At 60.1% G+C, this 15863-nt stretch carries 15 protein-coding genes; 1 reads left to right on the forward strand and 14 read right to left on the reverse strand.

The window, feature by feature from the left end:
- Positions 1-51 precede the first annotated feature (51 nt).
- On the forward strand, positions 52-672 hold the full coding sequence (locus KI787_13725) for a 4'-phosphopantetheinyl transferase superfamily protein (GenBank protein MBV6631009.1): 621 nt from the start codon (positions 52-54) through the stop codon (positions 670-672).
- Positions 673-704: 32 nt separating this feature from the next.
- Here KI787_13725 and KI787_13730 read toward each other — a convergent pair whose 3' ends face one another.
- From KI787_13730 to bchF, 14 genes are all read right to left on the reverse strand, one after another.
- The gene (locus tag KI787_13730; protein MBV6631010.1) at positions 705-1310 is read right to left on the reverse strand and encodes a YitT family protein; all 606 of its coding nucleotides are present in this window, start codon (positions 1308-1310) and stop codon (positions 705-707) included.
- 297 nt (positions 1311-1607) lie between these two features.
- Positions 1608-2363 (reverse strand): DUF3623 family protein, encoded by a 756-nt coding sequence (locus KI787_13735; GenBank protein ID MBV6631011.1) that lies wholly within the window; start codon positions 2361-2363, stop codon positions 1608-1610.
- Between the two features lie 7 nt (positions 2364-2370).
- Positions 2371-3423, reverse strand: coding sequence for a magnesium-protoporphyrin IX monomethyl ester (oxidative) cyclase (gene acsF / locus KI787_13740; GenBank protein MBV6631012.1), 1053 nt, complete (start codon positions 3421-3423; stop codon positions 2371-2373).
- Positions 3424-3434: 11 nt separating this feature from the next.
- Positions 3435-3737, reverse strand: coding sequence for a hypothetical protein (locus KI787_13745; protein ID MBV6631013.1), 303 nt, complete (start codon positions 3735-3737; stop codon positions 3435-3437).
- Complete coding sequence (locus KI787_13750; protein MBV6631014.1) at positions 3734-4192, reverse strand: hypothetical protein; 459 nt, start codon at positions 4190-4192, stop codon at positions 3734-3736. The genes KI787_13745 and KI787_13750 overlap by 4 nt, the downstream gene beginning before the upstream one ends.
- Entirely contained in the window at positions 4189-4857 is a 669-nt protein-coding gene (locus KI787_13755; GenBank protein MBV6631015.1) for a PH domain-containing protein, read from the reverse strand. The genes KI787_13750 and KI787_13755 overlap by 4 nt, the downstream gene beginning before the upstream one ends.
- Positions 4854-5627, reverse strand: coding sequence for a photosynthetic reaction center subunit H (gene puhA, locus KI787_13760; GenBank protein ID MBV6631016.1), 774 nt, complete (start codon positions 5625-5627; stop codon positions 4854-4856). The genes KI787_13755 and puhA overlap by 4 nt, the downstream gene beginning before the upstream one ends.
- A gap of 21 nt (positions 5628-5648) precedes the next feature.
- Positions 5649-7088: an MFS transporter gene (locus tag KI787_13765; protein MBV6631017.1), complete on the reverse strand. Its 1440-nt coding sequence runs from the start codon at positions 7086-7088 to the stop codon at positions 5649-5651.
- Entirely contained in the window at positions 7085-7801 is a 717-nt protein-coding gene (bchM, locus tag KI787_13770) for a magnesium protoporphyrin IX methyltransferase (GenBank protein MBV6631018.1), read from the reverse strand. The genes KI787_13765 and bchM overlap by 4 nt, the downstream gene beginning before the upstream one ends.
- Positions 7801-8718: a ferredoxin:protochlorophyllide reductase (ATP-dependent) iron-sulfur ATP-binding protein gene (gene bchL / locus KI787_13775; GenBank protein MBV6631019.1), complete on the reverse strand. Its 918-nt coding sequence runs from the start codon at positions 8716-8718 to the stop codon at positions 7801-7803. The genes bchM and bchL overlap by 1 nt, the downstream gene beginning before the upstream one ends.
- Positions 8715-12377, reverse strand: a complete 3663-nt coding sequence (locus tag KI787_13780) for a magnesium chelatase subunit H (GenBank protein ID MBV6631020.1) — start codon at positions 12375-12377, stop codon at positions 8715-8717. The genes bchL and KI787_13780 overlap by 4 nt, the downstream gene beginning before the upstream one ends.
- Positions 12367-13926 (reverse strand): ferredoxin:protochlorophyllide reductase (ATP-dependent) subunit B, encoded by a 1560-nt coding sequence (locus KI787_13785; GenBank protein MBV6631021.1) that lies wholly within the window; start codon positions 13924-13926, stop codon positions 12367-12369. The genes KI787_13780 and KI787_13785 overlap by 11 nt, the downstream gene beginning before the upstream one ends.
- A 2-nt stretch (positions 13927-13928) precedes the next feature.
- Positions 13929-15209, reverse strand: a complete 1281-nt coding sequence (locus KI787_13790) for a ferredoxin:protochlorophyllide reductase (ATP-dependent) subunit N (GenBank protein MBV6631022.1) — start codon at positions 15207-15209, stop codon at positions 13929-13931.
- Positions 15206-15712: a 2-vinyl bacteriochlorophyllide hydratase gene (bchF, locus tag KI787_13795; protein ID MBV6631023.1), complete on the reverse strand. Its 507-nt coding sequence runs from the start codon at positions 15710-15712 to the stop codon at positions 15206-15208. The genes KI787_13790 and bchF overlap by 4 nt, the downstream gene beginning before the upstream one ends.
- Positions 15713-15863: the final 151 nt, after the last annotated feature.

The raw sequence follows: 15863 nt of genomic DNA on the forward strand, positions 1-15863 counted from the left end.
CGCGCAATACGGCCTGAGCTAAGCCGACCTGGACAGGGTATGGTGCGAGTCATGACGGAAGCCATGGTTGTACTGCCCGCTGCGGCACACCACACCATCAGTCTGCCACTGGGTCCTGGGCACAAGATGGTGGACTGTGAGTTGATTTTCGCCCATGCCGCGGACAAAGCGCAGGCAAGGGCGCAGGCCTTCGCCGATTTAGGTGCGCATGTGCTCAGGCAACCTGAGCAGCGCCATTGGCCCATCCACGCCCATGCATACTTGGAAGATGCTCCGCAGTGGTTGGTTTCACTCAGCCATACGCGGCGCGAAGCCGTGCTCGTTGCCAGTTCCGATCGCAGCCTGCGTGGCTGGGGCGTGGATATCGAGTCGACCGCGCGCCTGCTTCACCGTAATCCTGCGAAGCGTGTGGCGCATCCCGAGGATGCGCCAAGCTGGGCGGCACTGCCCTTGGCTCATTGGACTTTGAAAGAGGCGGTTTATAAAGCTTTAGATAGCACGCGGGCGCTGGTAGAGCCCGAACGTCGATCACCCTTGTTGAGCGAGCTGGTTATTGGTCAGACGCAGTGGCGTTGGGCGGTGGATGAGGACTATAGAGGTGCATGTTCGGTGATGCAGATCGCCAGCCCTCACGGTGATTTATGGTGCGCCCTGGCGACGGTCTGGGGCTGAGCCAGCCCGCGCTCTTGACCCGCAGTGGCCCCCTAGGCGACGCGGTAGCGCCCCGGACGGTGGTTGACGGCGAGTACGCTATTGAGCGTAAAGGCACCTAACAATGACACCAGGAGCTGTGGCCAAGGCAGCACGAATAGCCCCACGGCGAAAATGCCCGCATCGACCACCATTTGCACAACTCCCGCGCGCCATCCCAGCCGGTTTTGCAGGTAATAAGCCATGATGCCCACGCCACCCAGACTGGCCTGGTGACGAAACACAATCAACATACCAAAGCCGATGAGCATACCGCCCGCGACAGCAGCGAAGGCGGGGTTGAGGGAGTTGATCTCTAAGACGCGATATAACTGCTCGGCAAAAATAGACACCATGCCCACGCAGCAAATGGTGTTGATAGTGAAGCGCCAACCCAACTCCATCACTGCCAGGATGTAGAAGGGGGCATTCAACACGGTGAAGAGCAAGCCAAAGCTCAATCCGGTGAGCTCACTAACCAGCAAAGACAGACCAGCAATGCCGCCAGTGATCAGACCGGCCTGAGAGAGTAAGTACACCCCGAGGCTTACCATGACGGTGGTACTGACAAAGGCCAGTAGATCCTCATGCAGCGGGTGGCGCTGGGGGGCTTTAGACATAAATGCGATGTTGCTCGTAATGCTCGCCTCAACCCTGAAGAGAACTGCAACACTGCTCTGTGCAGTGAGCCAGCTCTATCAAGCACGGGTTGGTGGGGCGAATGCGAAGACTCAAGCCATGCAAGCTTCGAGCCGGGTTGGTTCTCCGGCAGCGCGGGGACGCTGCCATGTGCAGTGCACAAATTCTAACTGCTCCAGCGCTGCAGACCAAATGTCGTAATTGCTCTGCAAGTAGCTAGCGGAGTAAGCCTCAGCTCAGGCGCAAGCCATGCTCAGAGGAGCCGGGCGGTTCCCAACTCAGGTTTCTGCAGCCGGTACGCTCCAGTCCCATAGCGCGCTGACCCGCAAAGGGATCACCAGCATCACATGTTCCAAAGTCGCTAGCCCTAGCAGTGTGGCCAACAGGCTGGCTTGAACCATCGCTGCACTTGATGGGGCAGCCTGCATGGCCATTTGGATCAGAGCTGTGGTGCCCAGTAGCCCGAGCAGCAAGGAGAGGGGGAGTAGCCAGTTGCCGCGGCGCCGGCGCAGGTAACTGCGCAGATAACTGAGGCGGGCGGGCAGAAACTCCAAGTACAAATTGCGCACACCCAAGAACATATTCAGCTTGGCGCTGGTGTGCATGCTCCACAAGATAAGGTAGGTGTAGAGCGCGGTCGGGTTGGCTTGGCCCCAACTCACTATCGCTAAAGCGGCTGCCAAGGCCAGGATAACGAGCTCATGGTGCAGGCTTGTGCCTAAGCCTTGAGCGAAGCGACTGCCAGGGCTGCTGCCTTGACGAAGCGGCGCTTTGACGGGGCCTGTGATGTAGCCCATGAAGTAGCTCATGATTTGCCAACCCCACAGGGCCAGACCGCAGGCAAAGCCCAGGTAAGTTGCCATGATGCTGCTGTCAGCAGCAGTCCAATGCGCGGCCCAAAGTGCCAGACCCGCTATGAAAGTGGCGGCGGCAAAGCTCAGATAACGGCTATGCGCACCCTGCAGATTCAGGTACACGATCACGCCCGTGCTCAGCCACCAGCTAAGCACGGCGCAAATGATCGCTAGCCACATCGGCGGCTTACCAGGTGGGCTGCAGGCGAATATCGCGCGGCAGACTCTGGGTTTTGGCCGGGCGCAGATATAGGCGGACGAAGACAATCGCGGCGCGCAGTCCTAGTCCGGCGCGCTTGAGGGTATTTAGCATGCCTCCGGCCTGCTCAAGGGCTGCCATGCTTTGATTGATATGAACCAGTTGGTCCAGACCTTGCTGAAAGCGAGGGTGATCCAGGTCTAACTGAATGGGGAAAACCTGTTTGGTGATCTCGCTGGTGATCGCGAGTACCTTGCGGTCGTACTCACCGATGTCCAAACCCAAAGCGGCGTGGAAATGGGGCCGGTTGTGGTCGCGCACATACATGGTCGAAAACACAGCCAAGGTGAAAAAGCGCACCCACAGTTTGTTGCGACCCTGGAGTAGCTTGGGGTTGGCGCGCAGGAGCAGGGCAAACACCTCTCCATGCCGGAACTCGTCATTACACCAGCGCTCGAACCAGTCAAATATGGGGTGAATTCGTAACTCGGGATGGGCCTCGAGTTGCCGGAAAATGCTGATGTAGCGCGCGTAGCCTATTTTTTCGGAGAGGTAAGTGGCGTAGAAAATGAACTTGGGCTGGAAGTATTTGTACTTTTTGGCCTTGGTCAGAAAGCCCAAATCCACCCGCATGCCAAAGTCTTTGAGCGACTCGTTGATGAAACCGGCATGGCGGGCCTCATCCCTAGCCATCAGGCCGAAGACTTCTTTGACAATAGGGTTTTTTGCCCGCCGCTTGATCTCGCTGTACAGCACACAGCCGGAAAACTCGGCGGTGACTGAGCTGGTCAAAAAGTCCAAAAACTCTTTACGCAATTCGGGCGACATACGCTCCACAAAGTCTTTGAAGTCGCCTTCACGCTGAAAGTGCCCGGCATTCACATCATCGCGCAGCTCGCCCATGATGATGTCCCACTCACTTTGTACCGGTGAGACATCCAAACGATCCAAGGCGTCGAAATCAGTGGTGTAGAAGTGCGGGCTCAGCAGAGTGTCCTGCTGGGCGCTTTGGGTGGTTTCGTTGCGGGCTTGGTTGCCCATGTGCGCTTCACTCATAGATATCTCCGGGGGCTGAAGCTCACTTCAAAGAGCTCCAGTGTTTCTAATTGGCTGCGAATGCGGGTCCAAAGCCGCGTCCACCAGCGGGCGCGCGTCACCGTAGCTTCGCGGGAAAAGGTCTGCCGCTGCCCAAAGGGTACGGACTGCGGCGGGGCATGAACTAGCACTTCGTCGCCGGGCTCGACGGTGTAGCCCTGCAGCTCTACATGAGCTTCGAGGTATTCACAGGAATGCTCGATTTCCACCGTGCAGGGCACACGAATACGTTCGCGTTTCCAGAGTAGAGCCCCGATCATAGCTGTGCCGCCTGGGTTGGGGCTTCTAAGTAGCGTGCAAAGCTTTGGGCATTGGTGGGGCCAAAGGCTTGCAGCAAGATCTGCCGCTGGGTCAGCGGGTCGTAAAGCACCAGCGCTCCGTCGCGGTGCTGAATGAGCTCAAAAGGGTGCGGCAAAGCCATGTTGTGGGCCTTGCGCTCACGCATCAGGCCACGAATCATGCTGCGCACAAAACCGTCGGCGCCTGGCTCCAGAGTGCTCTGCGACAGCCACACGCCTTGGAGGTCACGCACGCGCACTTCCACTGCACCATCGTGCCTGTCGGCAAAGTACAGCTCGCGTTTGGTGTGAGTTTGGGCAGTGCTGGCAGGCTCTTGCACAGCATCGTTGTAGCTGAACACGAGCAGCAAGACCACACCGAGTAGGGCTCCTGCCGCCCAGAGCACCCATTGTGGAAAACGTGCGGCTTTGCTCATGCGCGCATGCTGACCGCGGTGGAGCCTGGCTGCGCCATGGATGCAGGGGTCCACTGGCTGGCCGGAGCCGCCACATCTGCATGCAACTTGGCACGCAGGGCAGTGCTCAACAGTTCGGCTACACGCTGGGGGTCATTAAGACCACGCAGCATGGGCTGGACCTTGCGCCAATGCCAGGGCCGCACATGGGGCCAGAGCACCAAGCGGCTGACGGCAGCCTCTGGTACCAATTGCATGGGGATATCGCCACTGCCATCGGCATGTATTTTCAGGCCGGCTGATTGCACCTGGGCAAAGGGAATATTGACCGTTGTTGGCAGCGCAATCCCAGAGCGAATCACCAACCTGGAGGTGGTCAAGGTATAGACGGTCATGCGGGCATAGCCATAGGCTAACGCGGCCAACAGACCGAGCCCCAGCAGAGCGGGCACCAAAATACCCAGGCTGTTTTGGATGGACGCCGACCAAGTAAGCCCCTCCCGTAGGCCGCTACTGACGCCGAAGACTCCCAAGACCACGAAATACAAGGCGACCTTGTTGATTTGAAAAGCGCGCCGCGCGGTAGGCCACCACTGGGGGCGGCCCTGCCAAAGAATGACTTCGCCACGCGGTGGCTCTTCCGGTAGGCCCGGAATGGGTTCTACGGCGTATTCGTCATGACTCACAACAATGGCTCCAGACGGTCTTGGGTGGCGTAGAGCGTGCCGGCACCGTAATACGCCATGATTTTGTCCTCTTCCAAGCGAGTGGCTTGGTCGGGGTCTTTGAGGCGAGGAATACCAGCGAACTGTTCGGCTTTGAGAGCGTCTATCTGCACCCGTTGTGGGTTTTTGCGCAGGTTCACGAAGTTCATCGGAATGAGGACGTGGGTACCGTCACTGGCCAGGGCCATCTCTAAAAAGATGATGCGTGGCTCAGCCTTATCGACCCAGAAATCGACAACCTCCCCGGCAGCTTCGCCGTCCAGACCCCAGACAGGCATGCCGCGGGGGTCTGGGTCGTTCTCGTCCACATGAAACTCGGTGGCCAAGCGGGTTGGCGCCATGCGTACGCTACCGTCCCACATCAGATCGGGCTCATCATCCCGCTGGGCATAACTGCCTGGGCCGACGCCAGCACTGAGAGGGTCACCGACTGGATCCAGAGGAGCCCCAGGAAAGTTATAGGCCTTGCGTGCTTGTAGCTCTGGAGCTGGCTTTTCTGGGCGTGGGGCCTGCAGCGTACTGCCATCGGCCAAGATCCAGGTTTTGGGGTCAGGAAGGTCCGGAAAGCCCACGCTACGGTTGCGGGGGCCCAGGGGCGGATCGCATTCCAAGGGGTACCCCTCGCGCTTGTTCTCACGGTGGAGGTAGAAGATCAAACCGGCGAAGAAAACCCAAAAGACGTACAGCACCATTTGGGCGACATCGATATTGCTTGTGATGGCTCCAGTCATGACCTGGACCTCCTTTGATAACTAACTGGGGAACTCGGCCAAACCGAATTCCGAAGAGCGCGCATTTGTGGGCCCATGCGCAGGCCGGACCAGCGGGCCTAAAGCGACCAGCGTGATGAACAACAAACCAATTTCCAGGTGATAGACCAAGCTATAACCAGCGAGCGGGCTTTCTAATGCCGTGCCAAACAGACCTTGGTTGACAAGGTGATTGGTGGCATCGCGCAGCCCGCCTCCCAAAGCCAGGCCTAGACCTGCCGCTGTGGCTTGAGCGGCGCCCCAGGCGCCTAGGCTCAGGCCGCTGTCGCTGCCTTCGCCATCACTGAACTCCATGGCTTTGCACAGCATGCCAACGGCAAATAGGCCGCCGCCGAAGCCAATCAGGGCTGTGCCCACGCGGAATAGTTCGGTGGTATTTAATGGCGCTGCAAAAATCACGGCAGCAAAGGCGACGATGCCGCACAGGCTGCCTAATGCTGCGAGACGCATGGGGTCTGCCCCACGAGCGAGGCGGCGTGCTGCCCAGGCCAGGGCCAGCAATGTTCCACCCGCCAATAGCGCGGTTAGTACGGTGGTCGCACTGACGCTCAGGCCCAGAATTTCCCCGCCATAAGGCTCCAGCAGCACATCCTGCATGCTGAAGGCAGCCGTCCCCAGCATCACGGCCAGCAAGTAGCGGCTGGCACCAGGCTGGGCGATAAACTGCCGCCAAATCTGTCTGAATCTTGGGCGTGGCTGGTCGCTGCGGGTGCGCGCGGGGTCACGCACTTCTTGCTTCCACAAGGCGACGCCGTTGAGCAGCATGGTGAGCGCCGCTGCTCCCTGCACCACTCGGATGAGGCGAATTTGACTGAAATCAGCCAATAGAGCCCCAAATAGCAAGGCGCTAACTCCCATGCCGACCAACAGCATCACATAGAGCAAAGCGACCACCCGCGGCCGGCTCTGGACCGGCGCTAAGTCGGTAGCCAGCGCTAAGCCCGCAGTTTGGGTGGTGTGCAGGCCAATACCGGTGAGTAGAAAAGCCAGCGCGGCAGCGGCGGGCCCTAGCCAAGCGGGGCCATTAGAGTCGCCGGAGAGAATGATTAAGGCAAAGGGCATGATGGCCAGGCCACCGAACTGCAGCAGGCTGCCAAACCAGATGTAGGGAACCCGACGCCAGCCCAAAGCCGAGCGGTGGGTGTCCGAGCGAAAGCCGATGAGGGCACGGGCCGGCGCGAATAACAAGGGCAGGGAGACCATCAAAGCCACTAGCCAAGCGGGTACACCCAGTTCCAGGATCATGACCCGATTCAGCGTTCCGCTGAGCAAGACCACAGCCATACCCACGCTGACTTGGAATAGGGCTAAGCGTAAGAGGCGTGGCAGTGGTAGCTCTTCGCTGGCAGCGTCGGCAAAGGGCAGCATCCGCGGGCTGATCTGCATCCAGCTCCGGGCCCACTTTTGCTGCAAGGTCTTCATGCGTGGACCAGCTCCAAGGCTTCGGAGATGTAGAAGCTGCTGTGCACACGCAGGCTGTCACGGGCGATCCAATTGGCGAGTTCAGGCTGCTCGGCCAAGGTCTTGCGCAAGGCCTGTGGTGTGACGGGCTCGATCATTGGTGCTCGGTTGGCACGCGGGAACAAGCGCCCCACCGCGTGCATGATGGAGAGCAAGACGGTGCGTGGGGCAAAGGTGAATTGCAGGCCAATGTCGGCCCGCTGCGCCAGTTGGGCCACCATGCGCGCCATATCCAAGCGTTGGTAATGAATGAGCGAATCCATTGCAACGACGTAATGAAACTGACCCCATTGCGGATCCAGCATGTCGCCCGCGGCGTAGTCGATGCGTCCGGCCAAACCCTTGGGCGTACGTTCCTCGGCCAGCTGGACCAAAGTGGGCGACAGGTCGATGGCCACCACATGGGCACCGCGTTGTGCGGCTTCGATGGCCAGCATGCCGGTGCCGCAGCCTGCATCCAGTAGGCGTTGGCCCTGCATGTCCTGTGGCAGATTACTGAGCAGGTGGTTGCGCATTTGGTCCCGGCCAGCGCGGACTGTGGCGCGGATTCCGCTCACGGGAGCGTCACTGGTGAGCTTAGCCCAGGCATCGGCGGCCGTGCGGTCGAAGTAATCTTCGAGTAGGCCGCGTCGCTGCAAATAGGCCGAGGGTGCTGAAGGAGGCGCTGCACTCATCAGTCAAACCCCAGCAGGTCGAAGATTTCACGGTCCTTGAGCGACTCGGGAACCAGCGGATCTGTGCCATCCCAGAGTGCTTGTGCCATGCGCAAGTACTCGTTTTGGACGGCCTCCAAGGCCGGGTTCGGCTCCATTTCGAACAGGGTGGACTTCTTCAGCCGCGAGCGGCGGATATCGTCCAGGTCGGGGAAATGGGCCAGCGTTTGCATGCCCACCCGCTCATTAAAGCGTTGAATTTGGTCGGTGCCCGCACTACGGTTGGCAATGACGCCACCCAGGCGCACCTTGTAGTTCTTGGCCTTGGCCTGAATGGCCGCGACGATGCGGTTCATCGCAAAGATGGAATCAAAATCGTTGGCCGACACAATCAAAGCCCGATCAGCATGCTGCAATGGAGCGGCAAAGCCGCCACAGACCACATCTCCAAGGACGTCGAAAATCACCACATCGGTGTCTTCTAGTAAATGGTGTTGTTTGAGCAACTTGACCGTTTGGCCAACCACATAGCCCCCGCAGCCAGTACCGGCTGGAGGTCCGCCAGCTTCCACGCACATCACCCCGTTGTACCCCTCATAAACGAAGTCTTCGGGTTGTAGCTCTTCGGGGTGGAAGTCGACCGACTCTAAAGTGTCGATGACCGTAGGAACCAGAGTTTTGGTCAGCGTAAAGGTGGAGTCATGTTTGGGGTCGCAGCCAATCTGGAGCACCCGTTTGCCCAACTTGGTGAAGGCCACAGAGAGGTTGCTGGAGGTGGTGCTTTTGCCAATGCCCCCTTTGCCGTACACCGCAAACACTTTGGCTTGGCCGATGGTGTCATCTCCATCGAGTTGCACCTGGACGCTGCCTTCACCATCCGGTGGGGCATGTTTACGGGGACGTTGAATGGAGCTGATCGGGACGGTGGTGGTCATCATGCGGTGTGTACCTCGAGTCCTATTCCTTCGACCCGGTCTTCCAATTCGGCGCCGGCTTCGCGTAATGCGGCTAGCGTCTCCTCGTCGGGCTGCCAGTAGGCGCGTTCGTGAGCTTCAATAAGGCGGTTGGCCAGTTTGGCCGAGGCCGTCGGATTCAATTGGGCCAGGCGTTCACGCATGGCCGTATCCAAAACAAAGGTTTGGGTGAGTTGTTTGTAGACCCAGGGCTGGACTTGGCCGGTGGTCGCCGACCAACCCATGGTGTTGGTGATGTGCTCTTCGATATGTCGCACCCCTTCATAGCCATGCTCCAATAGGCCTTCATGCCATTTGGGGTTAAGCATGCGGGTGCGGGTTTCCAGGGCGACCTGTTCGGACAGGCTGCGTACGGTCCCGCTGGAGCTGGTCTGATCGCCGATATATACCGGCACTTCTTGCCCGGTGGCCCGCTGTACCGAGCGGCTAATTCCACCGAGCGTGTCGAAGTAGTGATTGATGGTGGTGACTCCCAGCTCCACGGATTCCAGGTTTTGGTAGGTCAGCTCTACCTGGGCCAGCGTGGCCTGGAGTAGCTCGGGCTGCTTGCACACTTTGCCGCGGCGGCCGTAAGCAAAACACTTGCGCTGGCTGTAGGTTTCAGCCAACTCGTCCTCGCTGCCCCAGGCGCTAGAGTCCAGTAGCTGATTGACGTTGGCGCCGTAGCTGCCGTCGGCGTTTGAGAATACGCGCAGAGCCGCTGTTTCAAGGTCACAGTCATGGTCTTGCTGATAGGCCAGGGCATGGGCGCGTATGGCGTTATCTACTGGAGCCTCATCAGCACTGGCAGCCAGGAAGGCGGCTTCGGCCAACATCTGCGTTTGCATGGGCAGTAAGTCGCGGAAGATGCCCGACAAGGTGATCAGCACGTCGATCCGCGGCCGTCCCAGCTCGGCTAGGGGAATAAGCTCTGCCCCAGCGAGGCGACCAAAGCTGTCACGGCGGGGGCGTGCGCCCATGAGGGCCAGAGCTTGAGCAATGGGACCACCTTCGGTTTTGAGGTTGTCGGTGCCCCACAGCACCAAAGCAATGCTGCGCGGGTGCGCATGACCATCGGCGGCATATCGATCCAGCAGGATTTGCGCCTGCAGCTCACCCTCCACCATGGCATGGGATGACGGCAGTTTGAACGGGTCAAAGCCGTGCAGGTTGCGCCCTGTGGGCAGTAACTCGGGGGTGCGCAGTAAGTCGCCAGCCGGGGCCGGGGGGACAAAGCCCCCGTTTAAAGCCTTCAGCAAAGCGCCAATTTCGGACTGTTGCGCGAGTCCGGCGCTGGTTTGGCGCAGCATTTCTGGGCAGTCGGTAGCCTGCTCGGGATCATCCAAGAGGCGTTCCCAGTTGATGGACGGCTGCGTGGCCCCATCCTCACTCAATGCGCTTTGCAGGGCTTGTAACCACTCCTTGCGGGTATCCCGGTCTGGTGTTTGTCCCAACACATGCAGGCCCTGAGGTATCAGCGTGCGCTGTAACTCCGCCACGTGTTCGCGCAGTGCATCAATCTGCTCTTCGGATTGGGCATCCCAAACTGGCTCCAGCTCAGCCATGTCTAAGGTGGCTGCACTCGCTTGAATGAGGGGCGCCAGAGTGGCCCGGCTTTGCTGATCATCCGGTGCGAGTTCGCGCCAGCGCTGCAGTGACTCCTGCAAATCTACCAAGCCCTTGTATAGCCCGGCTTGGGCCATGGGTGGGGTGAGGTAACTCACCAAGGTGGCGGCAGAACGGCGCTTGGCAATTAAGCCTTCGCTAGGGTTGTTCGCGGCATACAAATAGAAGTTGGGCAGGTCGCCAATCAGCCGGTCTGGCCAACACTGAGCACTGAGGCCCGCTTGTTTACCCGGCATGAACTCCAGCGCGCCATGGGTGCCGAAATGCAGGACGGCATCGGCGCCAAAGTCGTCATGGATGTAGCGATGATAGGCGCTGAAGGCATGGGTAGGTGCGAAGCCTTTTTCAAAGAGCAAACGCATGGGATCGCCTTCGTAGCCAAAAGCGGGCTGAATACCGACGAAAATCTGGCCGAACTGCGCGCCCAGCACGAAAATGTCGCGGCCATTGCTGAGCTGACGGCCAGGAGCTGGACCCCAGGCGGACTCGATGTCTTTGAGGTGGGCCTCGCGGCGGACATGGTCATCGGCACGAATTAAGGTGTGCACATTGGCATGCGTGCCGTACTGGGCCGCATTGCCCTCCAAGATGGCTTGGCGCAATTCATCCACCGTGTCTGGGCAGTCCACCGTATAGCCCTGCTGCTGGAGAGCGCGGAGGGTGTTCAGCAGCGATTCCCACACCGCAATATGGGCGGCGGTGCCGATGTTGCCGGCATTAGGTGGAAAGCAGAATAAGCTAATGGCCAGCTTGCGTTGCTGGGCGGGGCGGCGACGTAGCGCAACCAAGCGGGCGACGCGGCCGGCGAGCATGTTGGTGCGTTCGGCATGGGCCTGCATCGCAGCGCCGTCACTGCCGCGGCCACCAAAAACTATGGGGCCAGTTGCGCCGTCCAGCTCTGGGATTGCCACCATCATGGTGGCCTCCACGGGCATGAGGCCGCGCTCGGAATGTTCCCATTGCTGCAGGCTTTGAAACTCTAAGGGCTGCGCCGCAAGGTAGGGCACATCTAGCTGCTTGAGCAGAGCTTCTGCGGCGCTAGCGTCGTTGTAGGCGGGGCCGCCGACCAAGGAAAAGCCGGTGAGCGAGAGCAAGGCATCTATGCGGCTCTGGCCTTGGTTAAGAAAGTAGGCCTCAACGGCTGGACGCGCATCCAGCCCGCTGGCGAAGGCGGTGACGACTTCCAGGCCGCGCGCCTCTAAGGCGCCAATGACGGCATCGTAATGTGCCGTGTCGCCGGCTAAGACATAGGAGCGCATCACCAGCAGGCCAACCCTGCCCACCGACGGGCCGGCATGCTTAGGCAGCTCGGCTAAGTTGTCGGTGATGCGCTTCTTCAGGCGGGGGTGATACAGGCCTACATCCGGATATTCCGTCGGCTCCTGCACCTTCAGTGTTCCACGCAGCCGGTCGTGGGACTGAGGGGGGTAGCGGTTGATGAGTAGCTGTACCAAGCCTTGCAAGTTCTCATCAGAACTCGACAACCAGTACTGCATGGTTAAAAAGTAAGCGCGCAGATCCTGGGCGGTCCCAGGAATAAATCGCAAGATACGCGGTAGACGCCGCAGCATGGCCATTTGCCGAGCCCCGGAACTGTTGCCGGCTTCGCTGCTCGTGCCCCGCTTGCCGCGGAGGCGTTTGAGTAAGGCCAGTGGTCCGCCTTGGGACTGACTCATGTCCAGCTTGCCGATGCGGGTCAGCCGCACCACTTCGCCAGCCGACATACAGCCCACCACGCCACCGGCGCGATCGCGGCGAATCTGCAGTACGTCCAGAATCGGTCGGAAGTGATCTTCCAAGAACAGCATCGAGGCCAACACCACATCGCCGTGCAAGATGTCGTGACGGGCTTGCTCCAGAGATTGTGGGTTGGTGTCCCAATCGGCTGCCGCGTGCACTTGTAATTCCAAGCCAGGCAATGTGCTGCGTAGGCGCTGCTCCACCCGCTGAGCTGCGGCATGCAGGTGACGGTCTAGCGTCACGATGACGAAGCGTAAGGGTGCGGGTTTAGCGGCCATAATGTGCTTTAGCCTCGTAGAGCACGTCCAGTGTGATGGCGCTAAGGTCGCGCTCTGCCGCGTAGGCCTCAGTGTTGCGGCGTGCTTTGCCGCGGACGAAAAACGGAATTTTCTTGAGCTCTTGCTCGGCTTCTGCGGTCCAGCCCTGATCTTGGGTAGGGGTTTCGCCGGCGTCGGTCACGGCTTCCGGCTGCTCGGCGCGGCTGTGATGCCCTTCTGCGGCCAGGTGCGAGGCGGCGGCACCATCGTGAAACTCGAAGTCGTCGCGGAACATGCCCAGCAGATGCTCTTCCAAACCCATCACCAGGGGATGCACCCAGGTATCGAAGAGCACATTGGCCCCTTCGAAACCCATCTGCGGGGAGTAGCGTGCGGGGAAATCCTGCACATGGACGGGGGCCGAAATCACCGCGCAACCAATTCCGAGGCGTTTGGCAATATGACGCTCCATCTGCGTCCCCAAGACCAGCTCGGGTTGCAGCTCGGCGATGGCGGCTTCGACTTCCAGGTAGTCGTCGGAAATGAGCGCTTCCAGCCCGTACTCCGTCGCTGCGGCGCGCACAGAGCGGGCTTGTTCCCGACTGTAGCTGCCCAGTCCCACCACCTCAAAGCCCATTTCGTCGCGAGCAACTCTTGCCGCTGCAATCGCGTGGGTGGCATCGGCAAAGATGAAGACCCGTTTGCCGGTGAGGTAGGTGGAGTCAACGGATCGGGAATACCAGGGCAGGCGGGTGGCCTGCTGCTGGAGCTGCGCCTCGATATCCAGATCGAACAGGGCGGCCACTTCCCGCAGGAAGTCTTGCGTGGCGCCGACGCCAATGGGGACGGTTTCCACCATGGGCATGCCGAACTGGCGCTTGAGCCAGCTGCAGGCGGTGCGCGCTACCTCGGGGTACAGGCAGATATTGCAGTCTGCTTCGGGCAACCGGAGTAAGTCGGCCACGGTCGCCCCTTCTGGAGCAACCACATGGGTATCGACCCCAATGCTATCGAGTAGCTTGCGTACTTCGACCACGTCATCGCGGCAGCGAAAACCCAGCGCCGATGGGCCCAAAATATTGGCGCGCGGCCGTCGGTGCTGGAGGCCGTCACGCGTTGGCGTGGGCTGATCCTTGAGCAGACCGCGAACGAGGTGGTACAGCGTTTCCGCGGCGCCCCAGTTCTCTTTACGCGAATATGCAGGAAGTTCCAGCGGAATGACCGGGACGGGAATGCCCATGCCGCGAGCCAGCGAGCCCGGTTGATCTTGAATGAGTTCTGCCGTGCAGGATTCACCGACGAGCAAGGCCTGAGGCTGGAAGCGCGCATAGGTCCGGCGCAGCATGTCCACCACCAAGTTGGCGGTATCCCCGCCCAGGTCGCGTGCTTGAAAAGTGGTGTAGGTCACCGGCGGACGTTGGTCACGCCGCTCGATCATGGTGAACAACAGGTCGGCGTAGGTATCGCCCTGGGGAGCATGCAGCAGGTAATGCACATCCTGCATGGATGTGGCGATTCGCATGGCCCCAACATGGGGCGGTCCTTCATAGGTCCAGAGCGCTAATTCCATAGCTACACTCGCAAACGCTGGCGACGATCCAGCGGTCGGGCAAAGAGTTCGGCCAAATCGCCAGCCTGTTCAAAGCCGTGAATGGGGCTGAAAACCAGTTCAATAGACCACTTGGTGGCCATGCCCTGGGCCTCTAATGGGTTGGCCAGTCCTAGCCCGCAGACCACCAGGTCAGGGCGGTCCGCGTAGACCCGGTCTAGCTGGCAATCTACGTCCTGGCCTTCAGCTAAACGCGTGTGTGCGGGCAACCGTTGCAACTCGGCCTCAACGACCTGTCGATCCAAATAGGGCGTGCCCACTTCCACCAGCTGCATGTCGCATTCCTCCTGAAGGAAGCGCGCTAGCGGAATTTCTAATTGAGAGTCGGGCATAAAGCTGATGCGTTTACCGGCCAATGCCTTGGCATAACGTTGCACGGCTTGCCGCGCCCGTTGCGCTGGCGCAGCGGCAACCGCTTCCACGGTGTCGGCGGAGATATCGAAGGCCTTGGCTGCGGCATGCAGCCATGCCAAGGTGCCTTGAGCGCCGAAGGGGTAAGGGGCTGCCAGGAGTGTGGCGCCGCGCTTGATCAGCGCTCGGGCGGTTTCACCCAAAAAGGGCTGGGCCAGCAAGACCCGCGTGCCGCGGCCCACGGCCGGTAAGTCCCCCGCCTGTCGGCCGGGGAGGAACTCCACCTTGGCGATGCCGATCGCTTTGAGTAGGCGTCGGAACTGATCCTCAACCACATCGGCCAAGGTGCCTACGACCAAGAGCTGGTCCACATCAGCAGCCGGCATTTCCGGTACCAGAGCCTGTAGGCAGTTGTCCTCGCCCTGGGTGAAGGTGGTTTCGATGCCCGAGCCGGAATAGTTCAGTACCCGCACGCGCCCGGCATGCTGCTGGGAGAGTCGTTCGGCGGCCCGGCTCAGGTCTAGCTTGATGACTTCGGAGGGGCAGGAGCCCACCAGGAATAAGGTGCGAATGTCCGGCCGGCGGGCCAGTAGCTGGGCGGCAATACGATCCAGCTCATCGTTGCAGTCAGCCATGCCGGCTAAATCACGTTCCTGCAGGATGGCGGTCGCAAAGCGGGGCTCGGCGAAGATCATCACCCCGGCTGCGGATTGAATGAGATGGGCACAGGTGCGTGAACCCACCACCAAGAAGAAGGCGTCCTGCATCTTGCGGTGCAGCCAGACAATGCCGGTGAGGCCGCAGAATACCTCGCGTTGGCCGCGCTCACGGATGACGCTGTCCAGGTCTACGCAGCCTTGCTGCGGTGGGGCTATGGCGACTTCGGCCGTCATGATGGAGCTCCAGCAAGCGCAGGAGCAGGCTGTTCTAGCCGCGCCGCCCTGAGCTTCAGTAAGAATTGGGCGGCGTTAATCACATAGCTGGCATAGGCCGCTAAGGCCAAGGCCATTTCAGCGGCCGGAGGCCACCAACCTCCAATGAGGACGACGAGGTAGGCGCTGTGTAAGGCCAGCACCAGCATGCTCATCAGGTCTTCCCAGAAGAAGGCGGGGGCAAAAAGATATTGGCCAAAGACCACACGTTCCCAGATGGCTCCGGTGATCATGATTAGGTAGAGCACGAGGGTTTTGACCACGACAGAGAGCGTGGCCAGCTCATAGCCCTGGCCGCTGAGCATGAACCGAATCACCAGGCCCAAGCTGACCAAAAACACCACGAACTGCAGTGGTGCCAAAACTCCTTGGACCAGGGTCCATGGAGTCGCGTCCCGACGCTCACGCTCGGCGACGCTGTAAAGGGGACGCCGACCTGAGGGCCGGACCGTTGAGTCCCGCATAGCTAAATTGTCCCCGAAAACAAACCTACCCCCCACTACGGAAGTCGGCGCATCGATCAGGGTTTGTCAGCCTTGGTCGGTCATCTGCGTCCACCCCGTAGGGTATGGGTCTAGAGTGGACCCATCTTTCGACGACTGTCAACACGGCTTG

Origin of the sequence: Oceanococcus sp. HetDA_MAG_MS8 (assembly GCA_019192445.1) — a bacterium.
Classification (GTDB): Bacteria; Pseudomonadota; Gammaproteobacteria; order Nevskiales; family Oceanococcaceae; genus MS8.

Excerpts from the sequence above, each read along its gene's own strand:
- bchM (MBV6631018.1), bottom strand. The coding sequence starts at position 7,801 with ATGAGTGCAGCGCCTCCTTCAGCACCCTCGGCCTATTTGCAGCGACGC.
- acsF (MBV6631012.1), bottom strand. The coding sequence starts at position 3,423 with ATGGGCAACCAAGCCCGCAACGAAACCACCCAAAGCGCCCAGCAGGAC.
- KI787_13745 (MBV6631013.1), bottom strand. The coding sequence starts at position 3,737 with ATGATCGGGGCTCTACTCTGGAAACGCGAACGTATTCGTGTGCCCTGC.
- KI787_13735 (MBV6631011.1), bottom strand. The coding sequence starts at position 2,363 with ATGTGGCTAGCGATCATTTGCGCCGTGCTTAGCTGGTGGCTGAGCACG.
- KI787_13785 (MBV6631021.1), bottom strand. The coding sequence starts at position 13,926 with ATGGAATTAGCGCTCTGGACCTATGAAGGACCGCCCCATGTTGGGGCC.
- puhA (MBV6631016.1), bottom strand. The coding sequence starts at position 5,627 with ATGACTGGAGCCATCACAAGCAATATCGATGTCGCCCAAATGGTGCTG.
- KI787_13750 (MBV6631014.1), bottom strand. The coding sequence starts at position 4,192 with ATGAGCAAAGCCGCACGTTTTCCACAATGGGTGCTCTGGGCGGCAGGA.
- KI787_13790 (MBV6631022.1), bottom strand. The coding sequence starts at position 15,209 with ATGACGGCCGAAGTCGCCATAGCCCCACCGCAGCAAGGCTGCGTAGAC.
- KI787_13780 (MBV6631020.1), bottom strand. The coding sequence starts at position 12,377 with ATGGCCGCTAAACCCGCACCCTTACGCTTCGTCATCGTGACGCTAGAC.
- bchF (MBV6631023.1), bottom strand. The coding sequence starts at position 15,712 with ATGCGGGACTCAACGGTCCGGCCCTCAGGTCGGCGTCCCCTTTACAGC.
- bchL (MBV6631019.1), bottom strand. The coding sequence starts at position 8,718 with ATGATGACCACCACCGTCCCGATCAGCTCCATTCAACGTCCCCGTAAA.
- KI787_13765 (MBV6631017.1), bottom strand. The coding sequence starts at position 7,088 with ATGAAGACCTTGCAGCAAAAGTGGGCCCGGAGCTGGATGCAGATCAGC.
- KI787_13730 (MBV6631010.1), bottom strand. The coding sequence starts at position 1,310 with ATGTCTAAAGCCCCCCAGCGCCACCCGCTGCATGAGGATCTACTGGCC.
- KI787_13725 (MBV6631009.1), top strand. The coding sequence starts at position 52 with ATGACGGAAGCCATGGTTGTACTGCCCGCTGCGGCACACCACACCATC.